General features: G+C 62.2%; 20 protein-coding genes. 15 read left to right on the top strand and 5 right to left on the bottom strand.

Going from position 1 to position 21,789, the window contains the following annotated elements; translation table 11 throughout:
- The first annotated feature begins 68 nt into the window (after positions 1 to 68).
- From ACK8OU_RS15820 to ACK8OU_RS15760, 13 genes are all read left to right on the top strand, one after another.
- The gene (locus ACK8OU_RS15820; RefSeq protein WP_410304381.1) at positions 69 to 953 is read left to right on the top strand and encodes an ABC transporter permease; all 885 of its coding nucleotides are present in this window, start codon (positions 69 to 71) and stop codon (positions 951 to 953) included.
- Positions 946 to 2,037, top strand: a complete 1,092-nt coding sequence (locus ACK8OU_RS15815; protein WP_410304380.1) for a quaternary amine ABC transporter ATP-binding protein — start codon at positions 946 to 948, stop codon at positions 2,035 to 2,037. The genes ACK8OU_RS15820 and ACK8OU_RS15815 overlap by 8 nt, the downstream gene beginning before the upstream one ends.
- Before the next feature lie 672 nt (positions 2,038 to 2,709).
- Positions 2,710 to 4,071: a chromosomal replication initiator protein DnaA gene (gene dnaA / locus ACK8OU_RS15810; protein ID WP_410304379.1), complete on the top strand. Its 1,362-nt coding sequence runs from the start codon at positions 2,710 to 2,712 to the stop codon at positions 4,069 to 4,071.
- A gap of 99 nt (positions 4,072 to 4,170) precedes the next feature.
- Complete coding sequence (gene dnaN, locus ACK8OU_RS15805) at positions 4,171 to 5,289, top strand: DNA polymerase III subunit beta (RefSeq protein WP_410304378.1); 1,119 nt, start codon at positions 4,171 to 4,173, stop codon at positions 5,287 to 5,289.
- A 43-nt stretch (positions 5,290 to 5,332) separates the two neighbouring features.
- A complete protein-coding gene (gene recF / locus ACK8OU_RS15800) occupies positions 5,333 to 6,397 on the top strand; it encodes a DNA replication/repair protein RecF (RefSeq protein WP_410304377.1) in 1,065 nt (354 codons plus the stop codon).
- A 73-nt stretch (positions 6,398 to 6,470) separates the two neighbouring features.
- Positions 6,471 to 8,909: a DNA topoisomerase (ATP-hydrolyzing) subunit B gene (gene gyrB / locus ACK8OU_RS15795; protein WP_410304376.1), complete on the top strand. Its 2,439-nt coding sequence runs from the start codon at positions 6,471 to 6,473 to the stop codon at positions 8,907 to 8,909.
- A gap of 139 nt (positions 8,910 to 9,048) precedes the next feature.
- A complete protein-coding gene (locus ACK8OU_RS15790; protein WP_410304375.1) occupies positions 9,049 to 9,819 on the top strand; it encodes a transglycosylase SLT domain-containing protein in 771 nt (256 codons plus the stop codon).
- The gene (flhA, locus tag ACK8OU_RS15785; protein ID WP_410304374.1) at positions 9,819 to 11,909 is read left to right on the top strand and encodes a flagellar biosynthesis protein FlhA; all 2,091 of its coding nucleotides are present in this window, start codon (positions 9,819 to 9,821) and stop codon (positions 11,907 to 11,909) included. The genes ACK8OU_RS15790 and flhA overlap by 1 nt, the downstream gene beginning before the upstream one ends.
- On the top strand, positions 11,906 to 12,670 hold the full coding sequence (locus ACK8OU_RS15780; protein WP_410304373.1) for a flagellar biosynthetic protein FliR: 765 nt from the start codon (positions 11,906 to 11,908) through the stop codon (positions 12,668 to 12,670). Before flhA ends, ACK8OU_RS15780 begins: the two co-directional genes overlap by 4 nt.
- Positions 12,667 to 13,746 carry an EscU/YscU/HrcU family type III secretion system export apparatus switch protein gene (locus ACK8OU_RS15775; RefSeq protein WP_410304372.1) on the top strand — a complete coding sequence of 360 codons (1,080 nt, stop codon included), beginning with the start codon at positions 12,667 to 12,669 and terminating at the stop codon, positions 13,744 to 13,746. The genes ACK8OU_RS15780 and ACK8OU_RS15775 overlap by 4 nt, the downstream gene beginning before the upstream one ends.
- Positions 13,743 to 14,102, top strand: a complete 360-nt coding sequence (locus ACK8OU_RS15770; RefSeq protein ID WP_410304371.1) for a hypothetical protein — start codon at positions 13,743 to 13,745, stop codon at positions 14,100 to 14,102. The genes ACK8OU_RS15775 and ACK8OU_RS15770 overlap by 4 nt, the downstream gene beginning before the upstream one ends.
- A gap of 68 nt (positions 14,103 to 14,170) precedes the next feature.
- Positions 14,171 to 15,529 carry an NAD(P)H-dependent oxidoreductase gene (locus tag ACK8OU_RS15765; RefSeq protein WP_410304370.1) on the top strand — a complete coding sequence of 453 codons (1,359 nt, stop codon included), beginning with the start codon at positions 14,171 to 14,173 and terminating at the stop codon, positions 15,527 to 15,529.
- A gap of 85 nt (positions 15,530 to 15,614) precedes the next feature.
- Positions 15,615 to 16,238, top strand: coding sequence for an exopolysaccharide biosynthesis protein (locus tag ACK8OU_RS15760; RefSeq protein ID WP_410304369.1), 624 nt, complete (start codon positions 15,615 to 15,617; stop codon positions 16,236 to 16,238).
- 46 nt (positions 16,239 to 16,284) lie between these two features.
- Here the strand turns inward: ACK8OU_RS15760 and ACK8OU_RS15755 are convergent, their stop codons facing one another.
- The 5 genes from ACK8OU_RS15755 to ACK8OU_RS15735 form a co-directional block, all read right to left on the bottom strand.
- Positions 16,285 to 17,466: an amino acid aminotransferase gene (locus tag ACK8OU_RS15755; protein WP_410304368.1), complete on the bottom strand. Its 1,182-nt coding sequence runs from the start codon at positions 17,464 to 17,466 to the stop codon at positions 16,285 to 16,287.
- The gene (sseA, locus tag ACK8OU_RS15750; protein WP_410304367.1) at positions 17,466 to 18,323 is read right to left on the bottom strand and encodes a 3-mercaptopyruvate sulfurtransferase; all 858 of its coding nucleotides are present in this window, start codon (positions 18,321 to 18,323) and stop codon (positions 17,466 to 17,468) included. Before sseA ends, ACK8OU_RS15755 begins: the two co-directional genes overlap by 1 nt.
- Positions 18,324 to 18,395: 72 nt before the next feature.
- On the bottom strand, positions 18,396 to 18,869 hold the full coding sequence (gene smpB, locus ACK8OU_RS15745; RefSeq protein ID WP_410304410.1) for an SsrA-binding protein SmpB: 474 nt from the start codon (positions 18,867 to 18,869) through the stop codon (positions 18,396 to 18,398).
- An 84-nt stretch (positions 18,870 to 18,953) separates the two neighbouring features.
- Complete coding sequence (locus ACK8OU_RS15740; protein WP_410304366.1) at positions 18,954 to 19,433, bottom strand: fasciclin domain-containing protein; 480 nt, start codon at positions 19,431 to 19,433, stop codon at positions 18,954 to 18,956.
- A 186-nt stretch (positions 19,434 to 19,619) separates the two neighbouring features.
- The gene (locus tag ACK8OU_RS15735; protein ID WP_410304365.1) at positions 19,620 to 20,072 is read right to left on the bottom strand and encodes a DUF302 domain-containing protein; all 453 of its coding nucleotides are present in this window, start codon (positions 20,070 to 20,072) and stop codon (positions 19,620 to 19,622) included.
- Positions 20,073 to 20,239: 167 nt separating this feature from the next.
- Here ACK8OU_RS15735 and msrP point away from each other — a divergent pair, with 167 nt between their 5' ends.
- A complete protein-coding gene (msrP, locus tag ACK8OU_RS15730) occupies positions 20,240 to 21,172 on the top strand; it encodes a protein-methionine-sulfoxide reductase catalytic subunit MsrP (protein ID WP_410304364.1) in 933 nt (310 codons plus the stop codon).
- Positions 21,172 to 21,789: protein-methionine-sulfoxide reductase heme-binding subunit MsrQ (gene msrQ / locus ACK8OU_RS15725; protein WP_410304363.1), on the top strand; the 618-nt coding region annotated here is incomplete at its 3' end. The genes msrP and msrQ, both read left to right, overlap by 1 nt.

The following is a 21,789-nucleotide window of genomic DNA, read 5'->3' as shown; positions in this document are numbered from 1 at the left end:
CGTGATCGGGCGGGGGCGGCATCGCTTTCCCGCCCGTATTCCATTCCAAGGCAGATAAGGACCCCTGCATGGACCTGTATGATTTTCCCGAAATGGGCCGCGGTGATCTGCGCGCCATGCGCCTTGCAATCGACGGCGCATTTCGTGACTTTACCCGCGCCTATGGCGAGACGCTGGAAAACCTGTTCGACCCGATCCGCGCCCTTCTGGTGCTGATCGAAACCCTGATGATCAACAGCCCCTGGGTGGTTGTGCTTGCGGTGATCGCCGCGCTGATCTGGATCATGAGCCGCAGTTGGAAGATCGTCGCCGGCACGGTGCTGGCGATGCTGCTGATCGGCTATTTCGGCATGTGGGAAGATACGATGCGCACCATAGCCATGGTGGCGGTCTGCACCCTGGTGGCGATCGTTCTGGGCATTCCGATGGGTGTCCTGATGGCGCGGTCTGACCGGCTGAACGCCTGGGTCACGCCGCTTCTGGACATGATGCAGACGATGCCGAGCTTCGTCTATCTGATTCCGGTGGTGATGATCTTTGGCCTGGGCAAGGTGCCCGGTGTGATTGCGGTGGTGATTTATGCGATCCCGCCGATCATCCGGCTGACCAACCTTGGTATCCGACAAGTCCCCGCCGATGTGCTGGAGGCGGCCGAGGCCTTCGGGTCAGACGCCTGGCAAAAGCTGCGCAACGTGCAATTGCCGCTGGCTTTGCCCACGATCATGGCGGGGGTGAACCAGACCATCATGATGAGCCTTGCGATGGTCGTCGTCGCCTCGATGATCGGGGTGCGGGGGCTGGGGCAGCCGGTGCTGCAGGCGATCAACAACCAGTATTTCACGCTGGGGGTCATGAACGGCCTGGCCATTGTCGCCATCGCCATCATCTTCGACCGTGCGACACAGGCCTATGGCAAGCGCCTTCAGAAACATTCGGAGGTCGGCCATGACTGACATGCAAGCCCAGACGCAGGCGGCACAGGCCGTCACCCCGCAGGGTCATGACATCGAGATCCGTGATCTTTACAAGATCTTTGGCCCCGAGGCCCATCGCCACATCGCCGCCGTCAAGGCCGGCATGACGAAGGAAGAACTGAACAGCCGCCACAACCACGTTCTGGGGCTGCACAACATCAACCTGACCATCCCTTTCGGCAAGATAACCGTGATCATGGGGCTGTCGGGATCGGGCAAGTCGACGCTGATCCGGCACATCAACGGCCTGATTACCCCGACCGCGGGCGAGGTGATTCATGAAGGCCAGGACGTGGTGTCGATGACCCCGGCGCAGTTGCGCGACTTTCGTCGGCGCAAGACCGCCATGGTGTTCCAGAAATTCGCGCTGCTGCCGCATCGCACGGTGCTGGAAAACACGATCTATGGCCTGTCGATTCAGGGCGTGGCGCGCGCCGCGGCCGAGGAAAAGGCCCGCTACTGGATCGACCGGGTGGGGCTTCAGGGCTATGAGGATTACTATCCCAAGCAGCTGTCGGGCGGTATGCAGCAGCGTGTGGGCCTTGCGCGCGCGCTGACCAATGATGCCGAGATATTGCTGATGGATGAGGCGTTTTCCGCGCTTGATCCGCTGATCCGTGTCGAAATGCAGTCGATTCTTCTGGAACTGCAGGAGGAACTGCACAAGACGATCATTTTCATCACCCATGATCTGGATGAGGCGCTGCGGCTGGGTGACAAGATCGCCATCCTGCGCGATGGCGCGCTGGAACAGGTCGGCACCGGGCAGGACATCGTTTTGAACCCCGCCAATGACTACATCGCCAGCTTTGTGAAAGAGGTGAACCGCGGCCGCATCATCAAGGCCCGCACCATCGCCACTCCGGCCGCCGAGGGCGCGATCCTGCCGGATTTCACCGTCCGCGCCCGTTCGGAACTGGATCTGGTCGCGCGACGGATGATCAAGGCCGATGTACGAACCGCACAGGTGCGCGAGGCCGATGGCACGCTGGTTGGCCTGATCGACCTGCCCGCCATTCTGGATGCGATGGTCAACCCGGTCACCGCCGCGAGCGACGATTGACCGTGCTCCGATTCGCATCGTGCGGTGACAGACGGATGTGTACGGGCCCGCAAGCGCCCCTGCCCGGTGCGCGCAGGGTGGGGGAACAGCCCGGGTCGGGCAGGAAGCTGGCGCCACAGGTGGCGCCGGCCATGAATATGGGGCGCAAAGGTGCTGTGGCGGTATGATTGGCGATTTGCCCGGGCGGGCGGTGCGGGGTCATGGGCCTTGGACAAACGAATGCCATGTCTTTTAGGCAAAATCCAGAAAATCAAGCGATTTCAGGTATATAGGAATTTGTGTTGCGAATCCGCCCACCCCGGCAGATTCGCTTGCGGGAAAATGGCGTCAAGCGCGAAGATCAGTTGCGCCCCCCTCGGGGGGCTTGCTAGCGTCTGGGTGCGATTCACGTCGCCTTGGGGGACATGGCGCATCTTTTTCGGCCTGTTCGGGCCTGAAGGTCCGATTCGATAAAAACGCCGGGCTGCCCGGTGAAAAGATGCGTTTTCAGAGAACCGGGTTCGAGCCGGTTTCTGGCGGAACTACGCTTCGTCTGCTTGCCAGGCGTGGTTTCCGGTGTCCTCATGCATGCTGCCGCCACAAGGGCGGATCGGGGTCCGGCCCGATCCGGTTGGTGTTTGCGTGTCCAAGGTCGTGGCTTGCAGCTGGATGTAGGCATGATTGGACAAGAACATGACAGAAGAGACCTGGGGGCGGGTGCGTGATGAGTTGCTTAGAAGCGTTGGCAAGAACAACTTCACGACCTGGATTGAGCCGCTCCAGTTGAACGGGGTCTCTGAGGGAATCGTTCGCTTCGATGCCCCCACGAAATTCATGCGCGATTGGGTTTCGCGCAACTTTGCCGATCAGATCCGCCGTGAACTGGAAAAAGCCGGCGTCGAGGTGGAACGGGTCGAGATCCGCGTTCCCGAAGCCGGCCGTGCGCCGCGCCCGGCGGCGGTGGCCAAGCCCGCACAGTCCAGGAAACAGGCCCGCCCCGCCGATGATGCCGAATTGCCCGGCGCGCCGCTTGATTCGCGCTTTACCTTTGACAGCTTTGTGGTCGGCAAGCCCAATGAGCTGGCCCATGCCGCCGCCCGCCGCGTGGCCGAGGGCGGCCCTGTGACCTTCAACCCGCTGTTTCTCTATGGTGGGGTGGGGCTGGGCAAGACACACCTGATGCACGCGATCGCGCATGAACTGCAGCTGCGCCGCCCCGAACTGCGCGTGCTTTATCTGTCTGCCGAACAGTTCATGTATCGCTTTGTCCAGGCGCTGCGCGAACGCCAGATCATGGATTTCAAGGAAATGTTCCGGTCCGTCGATGTGCTGATGGTCGATGACGTCCAGTTCATCGCCGGCAAGGATTCGACGCAGGAAGAATTCTTCCATACGTTCAACGTGCTGGTCGATCAGCAAAAACAGATCGTGATTTCTGCCGATCGTGCCCCCGGCGAGATCAAGGATCTTGAGGAACGCATCAAATCGCGCCTGCAATGCGGGCTGGTGGTCGATCTGCACCCGACTGATTACGAATTGCGGCTGGGCATCCTGCAGACCAAGGCCGAAGCCTATCGCGGCCAGTATCCCGGGCTGAAACTGGCCGATGGTGTGCTGGAATTCCTTGCCCATCGCATCACGACCAACGTGCGTGTGCTGGAAGGCGCGCTGACGCGGCTGTTCGCCTTTGCGTCGCTTGTGGGGCGTGAAATCACGCTGGATCTGGCGCAGGAATGTCTGGTCGACATCCTGCGCGCCTCGGACCGCAAGGTCACGATCGAAGAGATCCAGCGCAAGGTGGCCGACCATTACAATATTCGCCTGTCGGACATGATTGGTCCGAAACGGCAGCGCACCATAGCGCGGCCGCGTCAGGTGGCGATGTTCCTGGCCAAGCAGATGACCACCCGCAGCCTGCCCGAGATTGGCCGGCGTTTCGGCGGGCGCGATCACACCACGATCATGCATGGCATTCGCAAGGTTGAGGAGTTGCAGGTGGCCGACCGTCAGATGGCCGAGGATATCGACCTGCTGCGCCGCCTTCTGGAGACCTGAGCCTTGACGGTCACCGGAAAGCGGTCGAATGTCCTGAAAAATCTTGAGCCTGAGCGGAAAGCTGCTAGTTTTTCGTTCCCGGCAGCTTAGGGGATGGAAATGAAGATCAGCATCGAACGCGCGGCGCTTCTGAAGGCCGTGGCGCAGGCCCAATCGGTGGTGGAACGGCGCAACACGATCCCGATCCTTGCCAATGTGCTGATCGAGGCAGAGGGGGATACCGTATCTTTCCGCGCCACCGATCTTGACATCGAGGTGGTCGACAAGACCCATGCGCAGGTCGAACGCGCGGGCGCCACAACCGTTTCTGCGGTTATGCTGCATGAAATCGTGCGGAAATTGCCCGATGGCGCGCTGATTTCGCTGTCCGATGATCCGGCGTCGGGGCGGCTTTCGGTACAGGCGGGGCGGTCAAGCTTTAATCTTGCGACGCTGCCGCGCGAAGATTTTCCGGTGATGGCATCGTCCGAATATACCGCGAATTTCTCGGCACCGGCCAAGGTGCTGCGGCGGCTGTTCGACAAGTCGAAATTCGCGATCTCGACCGAAGAAACACGCTATTATCTGAACGGTGTCTATATGCATGTGGCGCAGGGCGAAGACGGGCCGGTGCTGCGCTGCGTGGCGACCGATGGGCACAGGCTGGCGCGAATCGATGCGCCCTTGCCCGACGGGGCGCAGGGCATGCCTGGCGTGATCGTGCCGCGCAAGACCGTGGGTGAATTGCGCAAGCTGCTGGATGACGATGACGCGCAGATCGCCGTTTCCGTGTCCGAGACAAAGGTTCGTTTTGCCACGCCGGCCATCACGCTGACCTCAAAGGTCATCGACGGGACCTTCCCGGATTATTCCCGCGTCATCCCGATGGGCAATACCCGCCGGCTGGAGGTGGATGCCTCGGAATTTGCAAAGGCCGTGGACCGGGTGGCGACGGTGTCATCCGAACGGTCCCGCGCCGTGAAGCTGAGCCTGGATGAAGACAGGCTGGTCCTGTCGGTCAACGCCCCCGATGCGGGCGCCGCCGAGGAAGAGCTGGCCGTTGCCTATGGCGACGAGCGTCTGGAAATCGGCTTCAATGCGAAATACCTGCTGGAAATCGCAAGCCAGGTGGACCGGGAGAATGCGGTTTTCCTGTTCAACTCTTCTGGCGACCCGACTCTGATGCGCGAGGGCAACGATACCTCGGCGGTCTATGTCGTGATGCCGATGCGCGTGTGACACGCCCCCGACCTTCGGGCGTTTGCGGAATGAAGGGGCGGTGATGCTGCGGCAACTGACATTGTTGCAGTTCCGTTCGCATCGCCGGGCCGTTCTTGAGTTCGGCGATCGTCCGGTGGCGATCCATGGGCCGAACGGCGCGGGCAAGACCAATATTCTTGAAGCGGTTTCCCTGTTGTCGCCGGGGCGCGGGCTGCGTCGTGCGGGTGCCGAAGACATGATGCGCCGGCAAGAGGCCGTCGGCTGGAAAATCCAGGCGAAGCTGTACAGGCATGACCTGGAATCCTCGGCGTTGCCCGGGCAGGCGCGTACCGTGTTGATCGATGGCAAACCCGCGCCACAGGTCGCGCTGGGGCGCTTGTTGCGGGTGATCTGGCTGGTGCCGGCAATGGACCGGCTGTGGATCGAGGGGGGCGAGGGGCGGCGGCGGTTTCTGGACCGGATGACGATGTCTTTTGTTCCTTCGCATGCCGAAGCGGTGCTGGATTACGAAAAGGCCATGCGCGAACGTAACCGGCTGTTGAAGGATGCGGTGCGCGATGCAGCCTGGTATGGCGCGCTGGAGGCGCGGATGGCCGATGCGGGTGCGCAGATTGCCGACAACCGCGCGGCGGCGCTGGCCCGTGTCGTAGCGGCACAACAGGGTGCCGATCCGGTTTTTCCCGCCGCGCGCCTGTCGATTGAAAATGCCGGGCCTGTCGATCTGGCGGCGGCCCTGGCTGCGGGGCGCAGCCGTGACATGGCGGCGGGCCGTACGCTTGAAGGTCCGCACCGCGCGGATCTTGGCGCGGTCTATGCCGCAAAGGATGCCCCGGCCGCGCAATGTTCCACCGGGGAACAGAAGGCGCTGCTGATCTCTCTCATTCTGGCAAATGCCCGGGCCCTGGCGGGCGAAGATGTCGTGCTGCTGCTGGATGAGGTGGCCGCCCATCTGGACGCCGGGCGCCGGGCCGCGCTTTACGATGAAATCTGCGCACTTGGGGCGCAGGTGCTGATGACGGGGACAGGGGCCGAGCTGTTCGACGCCCTGGGCCCGCGGGGCCAGTATTTCGAAGTGACCGAGACGGGTGGTGTCTCGACCGTCATCGAAAGGCCCGCACCCCCCTAAATCTTGTGTCTTTGGCGTGACAATCCTCTGTCGAACCCCTATAAGACGGGGGCAAGAAACAGGACGGGCGGGCATGACCGAAGAAACCAGGAACCCGAGCGAATACGGCGCGGAATCTATCAAGGTTCTCAAGGGCCTGGAGGCGGTGCGCAAGCGGCCGGGCATGTATATCGGCGATACCGACGACGGGTCCGGCCTGCATCACATGGTCTATGAGGTCGTGGACAACGGCATCGATGAGGCTTTGGCGGGGCATGCGGATTTTGTCCATGTGAAGATTCACGCCGACAGCAGCGTTTCGGTGCGCGATAACGGGCGCGGAATTCCGGTCGACATTCACCCCGAGGAAGGCGTTTCCGCAGCCGAGGTCATCATGACCCAGCTGCATGCGGGCGGCAAATTCGATCAGAATAGCTACAAGGTGTCGGGCGGTCTGCACGGCGTTGGCGTTTCCGTCGTGAACGCGCTGTCGGAATGGCTTGACCTGCGTATCTGGCGCAATGGCAAGGAACATTACGCGCGTTTTGAATTTGGCGAAACAGCCGTGCCGCTGAAGGTGGTGGGCGATGCCGCGCCGGGCGAAAAGGGAACCGAGGTACGCTTTCTGGCCTCGGCCAAGACGAACCGGCCCGACGGCACCTTCTCGAACCTCGACTACAGCCTCAAGACGCTGGAAAACCGGCTGCGCGAACTGGCCTTCCTGAACTCGGGTGTGAAGATCATCCTGGAGGATGAACGCCCGGTTGAGCCGGTGCGGTCGGAACTGTTCTATGAGGGGGGCGTGCGCGAATTCGTGCGTTATCTGGACCGGTCAAAGACGTCGGTGATGCCCGAGCCGATCTTCATCTCTGGTGATCGCGGGGGCATCGGTGTTGAGGTCGCGATGTGGTGGAACGACAGCTATCACGAAACCGTCCTGCCGTTTACCAACAACATCCCCCAGCGCGATGGGGGCACGCATCTTGCGGGCTTCCGCGGGGCGCTGACGCGCACGATCAATGCCTATGCTCAATCTTCCGGGATCGCGAAGAGGGAGAAAGTCGACTTCACCGGCGATGATGCGCGCGAAGGGTTGACCTGCGTTCTGTCGGTCAAGGTGCCGGACCCGAAATTTTCCAGCCAGACCAAGGACAAGCTGGTGTCATCCGAGGTTCGCCCCGCGGTTGAGAACCTCGTAAGCGAAAAATTGTCAGAGTGGTTCGAAGAACATCCCGCCGAGGCCAAGCAGATTGTCGGCAAGATCATCGAGGCGGCGCTTGCGCGCGAGGCGGCGCGCAAAGCCCGCGAACTGACCCGGCGCAAGACCGCGATGGATGTCGCCAGCCTGCCCGGCAAGCTGGCCGATTGCCAGGAAAAGGACCCCGCGCTTTCCGAGCTGTTCATCGTCGAGGGTGACTCTGCCGGCGGCTCCGCCAAGCAGGGCCGCGAGCGGAAGAACCAGGCGGTTCTGCCCCTGCGTGGTAAGATTCTGAATGTGGAACGCGCCCGGTTCGACCGGATGCTGGCCTCGGACATGATCGGTACGCTGATCACCGCGCTGGGCACGGGCATTGGCCGGGATGAGTTCAATCTGGCCAGGCTGCGCTATCACAAGATCATCATCATGACCGATGCCGATGTGGATGGCGCGCATATCCGCACGTTGCTGCTGACCTTCTTCTTCCGGCAGATGCCCGAACTGATTGAGGCGGGGCATCTGTACATCGCGCAGCCACCGCTGTTCAAGGTCGCGCGCGGCAAGTCCGAGGTCTATCTGAAGGACCAGGCTGCCCTTGAGGATTTCCTTATTCATCAGGGGGTTGACGGAGCCATTCTGCGGTTGGACAATGGTGAAGAGATCACCGGCGCAGATCTGGCGCGCGTGGTCGAAGAGGCGCGCGTCGTGCGCCGCATCCTGCAGGCTTTCCCGACCCATTATCCGCAGCGCATCCTGGAACAGGCGGCGATCGCCGGTGCGTTGGTTCCGGGCCGTGTCGATGCCGATGCGCAGGGCGTGGCCGATGTGGTGGCGCAGCGGTTGGATGTGATCGCGCTGGAATACGAACGCGGCTGGACCGGTCGTCCGACCCAGGATCATGGCTTGCGGTTCACCCGGTCGCTTCGCGGTGTCGAAGAGGCGCGGACGCTGGACGGCCCGGTGCTGCGATCGGGCGAGGCGCGGCGATTGGCCAGCCATACAGAGGCGTTGCAGGAGGTTTATTCCACGCCGGCAAGGTTGGTTCGCAAGGATCGCGAACAGATGATCCATGGTCCGCTGGAACTGCTTGCTGCTATCCTGCAAGAGGGTGAAAAGGGTCTGTCGCTGCAGCGCTACAAGGGGCTGGGCGAGATGAATCCCGAACAGCTTTGGGAAACCACGCTTGACCCTTCGGCACGGACCTTGTTGCAGGTCCGGGTTGAGGATGTGGCCGAAGCCGAAGATCTGTTCACCAAGCTGATGGGCGATGTCGTAGAGCCGCGGCGCGAGTTCATCCAGCAAAACGCCCTGAGCGTCGAAAACCTGGATTTCTGATCGACGGCATCCGGGGTCTGGGCGCCTTGCTTCGGCGGGACCTGCGCCCGATGAGCTATTCTGAAACAGGGTTACGGTTTCTAAACCGTCTTTGCCTAGCGTTGCATGCAGCAAGAACTGCAGGAACCGGGCGAATCCCATGTACAAGATGTTTATCCGCGCGTTTCTGGGCGGTCTGTCGGCGCTTTGGCTGGGTGTGCTTTGCACGCCTTCCGTTGCCGCGGGCTTTGGCGATACTGCCATCTGCGATGTCGTCGCCCGGCGCGCCGCCGAGACGACAGGCGTTCCGGTCGATGTGTTGCTGGCGATTTCCCGTACCGAAACCGGCCGCAAGGCCGGCGGGCAGGTTCAGCCCTGGCCCTGGACCGTCAACATGGAAGGTGCGGGCCATTGGTTCGACACGCTGGATGAAGCGCGGGCCTTTGTCTTCAAGGAATTCAAGCGCGGTGCCCGAAGCTTTGACGTGGGCTGTTTTCAGATCAATTACAAATGGCATGGCGAAGCGTTTTCATCCATCGACGAGATGTTTGAGCCGATGGCGAATGCGCTTTACGCGGCACGCTTTCTGGACGATCTGTATCAGGAAATGGGGTCCTGGCCCAAGGCGGCGGGGGCCTATCATTCGCGCACCCCGGAATATGCGCAGCGCTATACCGAACGTTTCAACCGCTTTCGCAATCAACTTGCTGCGGCGCCACTGTCGCCGGCTGGTGCGACGACAGGTGCCCCGCCCGACATTCCAGAAATCCCCGATATCGTCCTTGCTGCCCGCAAGGGCCCGGCAGCCGATCTGCCCTACCGGGAAAACCGTTATCCGCTGCTACGGCGTCAGGGCACACAGGCGCCCTCGCTTGGGGCTGCGGCCGGCGCCAGCCTGTTCGCGGCGGCCTTGCAGGAAAGGGGGGAATGATGCGCCGCCTGACGTTTTCCAACGTTTTCCAGCCTACGGTGCTTCTGTCCCTGGCGCTGATGGCCATCATCGTCATGATGGTGCTGCCGATGCCCGCCTGGATCCTCGACATCGGGCTTGCAGTGTCCTTCGCGCTGGCGATCCTGATTTTCACGGTGACATTGTTTGTCGAACGGCCGCTGGATTTCTCGGCATTTCCGACCGTATTGCTGGCGACGCTGATGTTGCGGCTTTCGCTGAACATATCGTCAACGAAACTGATCATCGGACAGGGCCATACCGGCACCGGCGCCGCGGGCGAGGTGATTGAGGGTTTTGCGGATTTCATCATGGGCGGGTCGGTGCTGATCGGTCTTGTGGTGTTTTGTGTCATCATGATCGTGAACTTCATGGTGATCACGAAAGGTGCCGGGCGCATGGCCGAGGTCGGTGCCCGCTTTGCGCTGGATGCGATGCCCGGCAAGCAACTTGCCATCGACAGCGACATGAATGCCGGTGCGATCGATCACGCCGAGGCGAAAGAGCGTCGTGAAAAAGAGCAGGCAGAGACCACCTTTTTCGGATCTCTTGACGGGGCATCAAAGTTCGTCAAGGGCGATGCGGTTGCGGGTCTTCTGATAACGATGTTGAACATGGTAATGGGCCTGATCATCGGCGCCGCCGTGCATGGCATGCCGATCGGTCGCGCGCTTGAAACCTATGCGATCCTGACGGTGGGGGACGGGCTTGTCAGTCAGATCCCGGCGGTCATCATCTCTGTCGCCTCCGCGATCCTTCTGTCCCGGGGGGGGACGAAAGGCGCCGTCGACCTGGACCTGTTCCGTCAACTGGGGAAGTATCCGCCTGCGCTTTATACTGTTGCCCTGCTGATGGCGCTGTTCGCCATCGTGCCCGGGCTTCCGTTCGCGCCGTTCATCGCCGGTGCGGCGGCACTGGCCGGGGCCGGTTTCGCGGTGCAGCGGGCCGAACTGCGCCGTCTTCGGCGCGATGCGATGCGTATGCAGCCGCCCGTTGATGCCGGACCTCGCCGGAAATCGCTTGGTGACGTGCTGGATGTCGATGACATTCACGTCGAATTCTCTCCGGATCTTGTGGCGATGGCACTTGATCCGGCAACGGGGCTTGATGCGCGTATCGCGAACATGCGAAATCATGTGGCTGCCGGGTATGGCCTTATTCTTCCCGAGATCCGCCTGACCGATGATGCGACCCTGCCGCCGGGCGGTTACCGCATCCGCATTCAGGGGGGCGAGCAGGCAAAAGACAGGCTTTTCCCCGATTGCATTCTGGCGCTGGTGGTGGATAACGCCGATTTTTTGCCGAAAGGCGAAGACGTGCGTGAGCCGGTCTATGGCGCCCCTGCGCGCTGGATTCCCACCGTGATGCAGGAAGAGGCCGCCCTGACCGGGTCTACGGTTGTCGGGCCGACCGAAGTTCTGGCGACGCATCTTCTGGAAGTGATCAAATCGAACTTCAGTCGACTGCTGACACTGCGCGCCCTGCGCCGGCTGCTGGATGAAACCTGCAATCTTTCCGATCCGGAACGGGCCGCATCGAACCGGCGAATTCTGGATGAACTTATCCCCGAAAAGGTGCCGGTCGATCTGTTGCTGAGTGTCCTGCGATTGTTGCTTGAGGAGCGCGTTTCCATCCGCAACCTTCTGATGATCATCGAGGTGATCGCGGAAGGCCGCGGGCTATCGACCCCCGAAGCGATCTGCGAACATGTACGCCAGCGCCTTGGCTTTCAGCTGGTCGCCGAGATGAAGCGCGAAGACGGCACGATTCCCCTTCTGCAACTGGCCCCGGAATGGGAAGACGTCTTTACCACCTATCAGTTGCCGGGCGAACGCGGCAGCCATGATGTCGCGCTGCCACCCGACAAGTTCAACCGACTGGTCAGCAACGTTTCGGAAAAGGTCGCCCGGGCAGCAGAAAACGGTACGTTTCCTGCGCTTGTCACGTCCAGCCGCCGCCGGCGTTTTCTGCGAACGGTTCTGGGCGCGCGCGGCATAACCGCCCCGGTGCTGAGCTTTGAGGAAATCGGCATGAACGCGCGCCCCGCTATGGTCGGGGTTGTTGCGGCATGACGCTTGACCTCAGCCCGATCCTTCTTTTGGGGCAAGGCTTTCTTGAAATCGGTTTCGTGATCTTTCTGCGGGTCGGCGGCCTGATGGCCGTGCTGCCGGCCTTTGGTGAACAGTTCCTGTCTGCCCGGATCAAGCTTGTGCTGTCCTTCGCGTTCACACTTGTCGTGGCACCTGCGGTCGCGGCACCAGTCCAGGCGGTGGGGGGTGGGGCGATCCTCTTTGGCGAAGCGTTGATCGGCCTTGCGCTGGGGGCCGGTATCCGGTTCTTCGTTCTGGCTCTTCAGGTGGCTGGAACGATCGCGGCGCAGGCCACCTCACTTTCGCAACTGTTCGGCGGCACATCCGGCGAACCGCAGCCCGCCGTTGGTCATCTGCTGACCACGGCCGGACTGGCATTGGCGGTCATGGCGGGGCTTCACGTTCAGGTCGCGGCGCTGATCATCGCGTCTTACGATGTGCTTCCACCGGGGCAATTGCCCGATGCCGAGGCGCTTCGGGCCTGGGGGGTCAGTGGCGTGGCGCACACGTTCGGCCTGGCCTTTTCGATTGCCGCCCCGTTCGTTCTGGCGGGGCTGGTTTACAATGTGGCGCTGGGCGTCATCAACCGGGCAATGCCGCAACTGATGGTGTCCTTTGTCGGGGCGCCGGCGCTGACGTTGGGCGGGCTTGCGCTGCTGGCTATTGCGGTGCCGGGCGGCCTTGTCCACTGGCAGGCAAACTTCACCACATTTCTGAACGACGCGTTCGGGGGTGCATGGTGAGCAACGAAGCGGCCGAAAAGGAACATGAGCCAACCCAGCACAAACTGGATGAGGCGCGAAAGAAAGGCGATCTTGTAAAGTCGGCGGATCTGACGGTTGCGGCCGTTTATGCCGGTTTCCTGATTGCGGCGATTGTTTTTGGTCAGGCCTCGCTGTCAGCTTTTGCCAATACTGCCTCCTATCTGTTGTCGCGCGCGGATGGCGTGGCTGGCCGGACCGCGGTCTTTGATTCAGCCATGCTTGGCGCGTGGGTGGGTGAACTGGCCATTTTCGCGGCGCCCTGGTTCTTGCTGCCGATGGGGGCTGCCGTGGCCGCGCTGGCGGCGCAGCGGGCGGTTGTCTTCGCGCCGGACAAACTTTTACCCAAGCTCAACCGGATCGATCCGGTCAAGAATGCCGGGCAGAAATTCGGGCGCAACGGACTGTTCGAATTTGTCAAAAGTTTCGTCAAGCTTGTTTTGATCGCGGTGTTGCTGGGTAATTTCCTGATCAGTCGCATGCCGAGGATACTGATCAGCCAGGGTTATGATCCGGGTATCGTGGCGGCCGAGCTTGCGGCACTGATCCAGGAGTTCATGGTTCTTGTCGTGGTGCTCGCCTTGGCTTTCGGAATCATCGACTATTTCTGGCAACGCCTTGAGCACCTGCGCCGCAACCGGATGAGCCGGCAAGAGCTGGTCGATGAAATGAAGAACTCTGAGGGCGACCCGCATATGAAGGCGCAACGTCGTCAGCGTGGGATGGAAATTGCGACCAACAGTATGCTTGCCGATGTCCCGAAGGCGGATGTGGTCGTCGTGAACCCGACCCATTATGCTGTTGCGCTGAAATGGGAAAGGGGCCGCGGTCGTGCGCCCTATTGCGTTGCGAAAGGTGTCGATGAAATCGCGGCCCGCATTCGCGGGATTGCCATGGAAAACGGTGTGCCGATCCATTCCGATCCGCCCACCGCACGCGCCTTGCACGCCACGATCGACATTGGCGATGAAATCCGGCCCGAGCATTACAAGGCAATTGCCGCGGCGATCCGATTTGCCGAAAGGATGCGTCACAAGGCGAGAGGTGGGTGGTCATGACGGTTGACCGGGCCAAGCTGGAGCGGCTTCGCCAACTGGCCGATATGGAAAGCCAGGCGGCGCTTGCACGGCTGGCCCAGGCCCGCAGCCGCGAAGAGGCGCTGCATAAGGCCCGCAGCGCGCTTGAAATGCAGGCCCGGCAGGCAGATGATCAGGCGCTTGGCGACCCGGCAATGGCCTCGGTTGCGCAATTCTTTCATATATGGACCACGCGGCAGGCAGCGGTGCTGGAGGCCGAAGCAGCGGATATCGCGCAGGAAGTTTCCTTGCAGCGCCAATTGGCGGCGCGTCTGTTCAGCCGTGCCGAAGTCCTGCGTGTCATCCGCAACCGGGCGGGGCCGCGCGGGCGTGCTTGACCGCAATGGCGCGATGGTGAAACTCGTCCCGGACAAGCCGCAGAACCGCCCTGATAAGGAGGCCCCTTTTGAACCTTCATGCCAAGCTTTTGCAACGCCATAACGAGGGACGGCCGATTCGCGTCGGGCTGATCGGGGCGGGTAAGTTCGGATCTATGTTCCTGTCGCAGGTGCGTCATACGCCAGGCATGCATCTGATGGGAATTGCGGATCTGTCCGCGCAACGCGCGCATGATGCCCTGGTCCATACCGGATGGGATGTCGCCTCGGCGCGGGCGAGCTCGTTCGCTGATGCCCTGGCGAATGGGCGCACCTGCATCACCGACGATCCTGCACAGCTGATCGAGGCATCCGGCCTTGACGTGGTGATCGAAGCCACCGGCAATCCCGGGGCGGGCATCCGGCATGCGTTGCTGGCGGCGCGGCATGGCCGCCACATCGTCATGGTCAATGTCGAGGCGGACGTTCTGGCCGGGGCCTATCTTGTGCGTGAATTCGACCGCGCGGGTCTGGTCTATTCAATGGCTTATGGTGATCAACCGGCGCTGGTCTGTGAATTGATCGACTGGGCGCGGACCTGCGGGTTTCGCGTGGTCGCTGCAGGGAAGGGCACAAAATATCTGCCGCAGTATGCCTGCTCGACACCGGATACCGTCTGGGACCATTATGGTCTTACCGCCGAAGAGGCCGCGCAGGGCGGGATGAACCCGCAGATGTTCAACTCATTCCTGGATGGCACCAAATCCGCGCTGGAGATGGCAGCGATTTCGAATGCCTCGGGGCTTTTGGCGCCGCGGGGCGGGCTGTTGTTCCCGCCCGCCGGAACGCATGATCTGGCCGATGTGCTGAAACCCCGGGCGGCGGGGGGCGTTCTGGAAGAACCGGGCATGGTCGAGGTGGTTTCAAGCCTGGAAAGGGATGGGCGTCAGGTTGTCGGCGATTTGCGCTGGGGGGTCTATGTCACCTTTGAGGCGGCCGAGGATGGGGGGGCCGGGGCCGATTATGTGCGCCGTTGTTTCCGCGAATACCAGGTGATGACCGACCGGTCCGGCCGGTATGCGACGTTGTTCCGCCCGACCCATCTGATCGGACTGGAACTGGGTATCAGCGTCGCCAATGCCGCTTTGCGGGGCGAGCCGACGGGGCGCACCAATGGTTTTGTCTCGGACGTTGTCGCCGTGGCCAAGCGCGACCTGTCGGCGGGCGAGATGCTTGATGGCGAAGGCGGCTTTACGGTCTGGGGCAGGCTTGCCCGGGCCGAGGATTCGCTGGCCGGTGGCGGGTTGCCGATCGGGCTTGCCCATGGCATGCGGCTGCGGCGCGGGGTGGAGGCGGGGCAGATGCTGTCCTGGCACGATGTCGAAGCGCCCGAGACCGAGCCGGTGCGCGTGCGCCGCGCGATGGAGGCGCTGTTTCACCCGGCCTGAGGGGCGGCGGCGCATTCCGTCGTGGGCGATGCATTGATTTCCGCCTTGGGCGCGCCGATATAGGTGCAGCTTTCAGGAGAGTCGGATGGACAACCCCAAGATCGAACGGCGCAAAAGGCGTTCTCCGTCCTCGGCTCTGCTTCGGGTCATCCGCGAAAGGGATCGCACCGCCACGACGACCTTGGGGGGCTTGCTGGCCAGCCTGGGGGACAGGTCGTTCGGTTGGGCGCTTTTGCTGTTTTCGCTGGTGAATCTGCTGCCACTTCCGCTGGGCTCAACGTTGGTGACGGCGCTTCCGCTGTTGCTGTTGTCGGCGCAGCTGGCGATGGGCTATCCCTATCTGCGGTTGCCGCGGTTCCTGGCGCAGCGCCGGATTGATGAAGCGGCGCTGCGGCGCACGGTCATACGGTTGCGCCCGATATCGCGCCCGGTGGAACGGCTGGTGCGGCCGCGGATGATCTGGCTGTTTCATGGCCGCAATGAACGGCTTTTGGGTTTGGCGCTGTTCGTCATCGCCTTTACCCTGTTTCTGCCCATCCCGCTGAGCGGTTGGTTTCCAGCCATCTCGCTGCTTGTCAGCGGCTTCGGACTGATTGAACGCGATGGGCTGATATCGGCCGCGGGGCTGGTGCTGGGGGCCGTTTCGGTGTTGGTCACGCTGGCGGTGGTCATGACCGTGTCGGCGGGCGCGCGCGCCGTGATCGGCTGAGGGGCCGTATCAGGCGCGCGGGCCTTTGCCGTTTTCCGGCCCGGGATCAGACCCGGGCGGCGATGATTGCGCGGGCCAGGATCGGAACCGTCGTGGCGTTCAGCCCCGCGATATTCAGCCGCGAATCGCCGACCATGTAGATGGCGTTGTCCACGCGCATCTTTTCCACCTGTTCGGGGCTGGCGCCAAGCCGCGAAAACATCCCGCGGTGGCGCGCGATGAAATCGAAGCGGTCGGAATTCGACAGCTGCCGCAGTTCCGCCGCCAGTTGTTCGCGCAGGCCCAGCATGCCGGTGCGCACCTCTTCCAGCTCGGTTTCCCATTCCTTGCGCAGCGCCGGATCGGTCAGAACCATGGTCACCAGGCGCGCGCCGTGATCGGGCGCGAAAGAATAGTTCTGGCGGTTCAGATAGGCCAGCGTGCCCTGCGTCGTGTCGCGCGCGGCGGCGTCGGACAGGACCAGCAGGATGCCGGTGCGTTCGCGGTAGATGCCGAAATTCTTGGAACAAGAGGCCGCGATCATCACCTCGGGCAGGCGCTGCGCGATCAGGCGGGTGCCGGCGGCATCGGCCTCAAGCCCGTCGCCAAAGCCCTGATAGGCCAGGTCGATCATCGGCACCGCGCCCCTGGCTTCCAGCAGGTCGGCCACGGCCGACCATTGATCCAGCGTCAGGTTCGCCCCGGTCGGGTTGTGGCAGCAGCCGTGCAGCAGCACGACATCGCCCGCCTTCACGTCTTGCAGATCCTGCATCATCGCGTCGAAGCTGACCGAGCGGGTGGCCGCGTCGAAATAGCGGTAGAGTTTGTAATCCTGTTTCATGAAAGCCAGGATCGACAGGTGGTTCGGCCAGGTCGGGTCGGAAACCCAGATCGTGCAGCCGGGGCTGGCCATACGCGCCAGCTCAAAGCCCTGACGGCAGGCGCCGGTGCCGCCCACGGTGGCCAGTGCCGAAAGCCGGTCCTTCGGATAGCCCGCGCCCAGCACCATTTCGGCCATCGCGGCGTGATAATCGGCTTCACCGGCCAGCGCGGTATAGGTCTTGGTGGTTTCGGCTTCCCACAGTTTCTTTTCCGCGGCCTTGATCGCGCGCATCACCGGGGTATGGCCGTTCGCGTCCTTGTAGACGCCCACGCCCAGGTCGATCTTGTCGGCCCGGCTGTCCGCCTTGAACTGCCCCATCAGCGCCAGGATCTTGTCCGGCGCCTGCGGTTTGAGGGTGTTGAACATCATTTCTCTCCGGTTGCGATGCGCAGGTCGTTGTACATACCCCATTCCGCCCAGGACCCGTCATAGACGGAATGGTTGCGGTGCCCGATCCGTTCCAGCGCCAGGGCGATCATCGCCGCCGAAACGCCCGACCCGCAGCTGCAGATCGCCGGTTTCGCCAGGTCGACGCCCGTGGCGGTGAACAGGGCGCGCAGATCCCCGGGGGATTTCATCGTGCCATCGCCATTCAGCAGGCTGGACCAGGGGATGTTCTTGGCCCCCGGGATGTGGCCCTGGCGCAGGCCGGGGCGGGGTTCGGGCTCGGCCCCGGTAAAGCGGCCGGCGGGGCGGGCATCCAGGATTTCGTGATCGCCCAGCTTCGAGGCATGGGCCACCTGGGTGACATCTTTCACCAGTGCCGCGTTGCGCTGCACCGTGATGTGGCGATCGCGCACGATCGGGGGCATGTCTTCGACCGGGCGCCCCTCGGCCAGCCACTTCGGCAGGCCGCCATCCAGCACGGCGATGTCGGTTTTGCCCATCAGGCGGAAGGTCCACCAGACGCGGGGGGCGGAAAATATGCCGTGCTGATCATAGACCACCACCTGATGACCGTCGCCCACGCCCATCGCGCGCATCCGGCTGATGAATTTTTCCACCGGCGGGGCCGTGTGCGGCAGGGCCGAGCGGTTGTCGGAAATGTCGTCGATGTCGAAAAAACGGGCGCCGGGGATATGGGCCGCGGCATAGCCGGCCTTTGCGTCCATGCCCATTGCCGGCAAGAACCAGGACCCATCCAGCACCCGCAGATCGGGGTCCTTCAGATGCGCTTCCAGCCATTCGGTGGAAACCAGGGTTTTGGGATCGTCCACGGCCATCTTGCGCCCTCCGTTCAACGGATTTTCCTTAGCCGGGAAGGCGCAATCGGGCAAGGCCGGAAGGCGACGCGATCAGCCGCCCTGCTTCAAAAGGCGCTGTTTTTGCCGGTTCCAGTCGCGCTTGGCCTCGGTTTCGCGTTTGTCGGCAAGCTTCTTGCCCTTGGCGATGCCGATCTTGATCTTCACACGGCCCTTTTCGTTGAAATACATGCTTAGGGGCACAAGCGTCATGCCTTCGCGCCCCGTCGCGTTCCACAGCCGGGACAGTTCCTTCCTGGACACCAGAAGCTTGCGCTTGCGCCGTTCCTCATGGCCGAAGACGCCGGCCTCCTTGTAGGCGGCAATATAGGCGTTGATCAGCCACAGTTCGCCTTCTTCGACCGAGGCATAGCTTTCGGCGATGTTCGACTGGCCCGTCCGCAGCGATTTCACCTCGGAGCCGGTCAGGACGATGCCCGCCTCAAGGTCATCCTCGATGGCGTAATGATAGCGTGCCTGCCGGTTTTCGGCGATCAGCCTGGAATTGGGATCGGATTTCTTGACCATGATCGCACCGAGATAATGGCGATGCGCCGATCTGTCCAGATCCGGGCGGCGCGACAGCACCGCCCGGAAAGGGGTTAAAAGGGGTTACTTGGGCAGGATCACGGCGTCGATCACATGGATCACGCCATTTGACGCCTCGATATCGGCGGTGGTGACGTTGGCCGCGTCGACCTTGACGCCGCCTTCGGTCATGATGGTCACTTCTGCGCCCTGTACGGTGGCGGCCTTCATGCCGTTGGCCAGATCACCCGACATCACTTTGCCCGGGACGACGTGATAGGTCAGGACTGCGGTCAGCTTGTCCTTGTTTTCCGGCTTCAGCAGGTCTTCGACCGTGCCGGCGGGCAGCGCGGCAAAGGCGTCGTCGGTGGGCGCGAACACTGTGAACGGGCCTTCGCCCTTCAGCGTGTCGACAAGGCCCGCGGCCTGCACGGCGGCGACAAGCGTGGTAAAGCCGCCCGCCGCAACGGCGGTGTCCACGATGTCCTTGGAATGGTTGTCCGCCAGTGCGGGGGCGGCCAGGAAGGTCGAGGCTGCGAAAGCGAGGAGGGTTCTGCGGATCATGACGTTTCTCCCTAGAAATCTGCGATGCCGTTGTTTCGGCAACGTGGGAAAAACGCGACACCACCCGTGCCGGATCATGAAAAAACCCTGATCCTTTGGTCTTGAATTATGGCGGTGCCGGACCAAGCCCGGCGCCACGCAGATTTCCAATCAGATTCTTGTGATCGAAACGGTCGTGATCCGGTCTCAATCTTCCAGCATCAGGGCATCAGTGATGATGCGCGACAGAAGATCTTCGACCTGATCCATCGGTCCTTCGGGATAGTCGCGGAAGCCTACGGCGACCGTGCCTGGCCGGTCGGGCGTTTCATAGACGAAGATGCCATAGGGACAGAACTGGACAAGCGCGGGATCGGTTTCCATCACCGCCCGCGAAACGCTGGCCGAACAGAAGGAAAAGATCTGTGCACCCGTGAAGATCGTCTTGCTGGCGCCGACATCGGCCTTGGTGCGTTCCAGCATGTCGCCGACATGGCTTGTATGGTCGATGACCAGGCCCTGGCCGATGATCGCGTTTTCAACGGCGAAGGCGACATTGTCGAAACTGTCCTCGACTTCCCAGACGTGAATGTCCTGGGCCTGTGCGGCCCCGCCCATGAAAAGGGCCGCCATCAGGCAGGTGGTCCAAAATCTGTGCATCTGTCACTCCTCAACATCTGGCCGGCTGCCCCGGCGCCCTGATGGGGACAGTCTGGCGACAAAATCGCGCGGGGCAAAGGGCTAACGCCGCGCGAATTTCAAGCTATTGTGACAAGATGGCCGGTGTTGGCGCGCTATCTATGGCCAAACTGGTGTAGGAGAGAGTGATGCGCTTGCGTGATCTGAAGCAACCGAAGTGGTCCGAGGTGACGCCAAAGGCCGTCTTTCTGAACCGCCGTGCGTTGATTGCGGCTGCGGGCGGGGCGGTTCTGGCGGGGGCCTTGCCGGGGCGCGCGGGCGCGAAGATTGCGGCGAAACCCTCGGGGTGGTCGACGGATGCGGCGCCGAACACCTATCAGGAAATCACGACGTACAACAATTTCTACGAATTTGGCTGGGACAAGTCCGACCCGCGCCGCAATGCGCATCTGATGAAGACCGATCCCTGGTCGATCCGGATCGATGGTCTGGTGGACCGCCCCGGTACCTATGGGCTTGAGGATATTCTGGCGCCCGTCACGCTTGAGGAACGGATCTATCGGTTCCGCTGCGTCGAGGCCTGGGGGATGGTGATCCCCTGGATCGGGTTCGAACTGTCGGCGCTGCTGGACCGCGTGGGCGTGCAGCCGGGCGCGAAATATGTGGCCTTTGAAACGCTTTTGCGTCCCGAGGAAATGCCTGGTCAACGCAGCGGCGGGATCGACTGGCCCTATCGTGAAGGCCTGCGTCTGGATGAGGCGATGCATCCGCTGACGATTCTGGCGACAGGTCTTTATGGCGAAGAGTTGCCCAACCAGAACGGTGCGCCAATCCGCCTGGTGGTTCCGTGGAAATATGGTTTCAAATCCATCAAGTCGATCGTGCGCCTGTCCTTGACCGATCAAGAGCCCGCGACCACCTGGAAAAGCCTCCAGCCCTCGGAATACGGCTTTTATGCCAATGTGAACCCGACCGTGGACCACCCGCGATGGAGCCAGGCCACCGAACGCCGCATCGGCGCGGGCATCTTTGCGGCGCGTGAGCCGACATTGATGTTCAACGGTTATGGCGATCATGTCGCCAGGCTTTATGCGGGCATGGACCTGGCGAAGCTCTACTGATGCGGGCGGCCCGTTTCAATGACGCCCTGCGCCAGCTGCCGCCCTTCGTGGTATATATGGCGGGCTTGCTGCCCTTGGTCTGGATCGTCTGGCTTGGGGTTGTCGGCGATCTTGGTGTCGATCCGGTGAAAGAGATCGAACACCGGCTGGGCAAGATTGCCCTGTGGCTTCTGGCCGGCGGGCTTGTTGTAACGCCGCTGCGCCGGTTTGTTGGTGTCAACCTGGTCCGCTTTCGGCGGGCGCTGGGGCTTCTGGCGTTCTTTTATGTGGTGCTGCACCTGGCGGCGTGGGCGATCCTGGACATGGGCATGTTGTGGGCACAGGTTGCGGCCGATCTGGTCAAGCGGTCGTATCTGGTTCTGGGGTTTGGCGGTTTCGTTTTGCTGGTGCCCCTGGCCATGACGTCGAACGATCGCGCGGTCCGCTGGCTGCGCGGTAACTGGCGGCGACTGCACTGGCTGGTCTATCCGGCCGCGCTGCTCGGGGTGGCGCACTATCTGTGGCAGATGAAGGTCGTCACGCTGGAAGGGTGGCTGTGGTTGGGGACGATTCTGGTCCTGTTGGCGACTCGGCTGCGGCCTTTGCGGTGGTTTTTCGGGAATCGCTGCGGGGCTTCG

It is taken from the genome of Pontitalea aquivivens (genome assembly GCF_046507575.1).
In the GTDB taxonomy this organism is placed as follows: Bacteria; Pseudomonadota; Alphaproteobacteria; order Rhodobacterales; family Rhodobacteraceae; genus Pontitalea; species Pontitalea aquivivens.
Note: the sequence above shows the minus strand (reverse complement) of the source record. Positions and strands in the feature narration are given on the sequence as shown.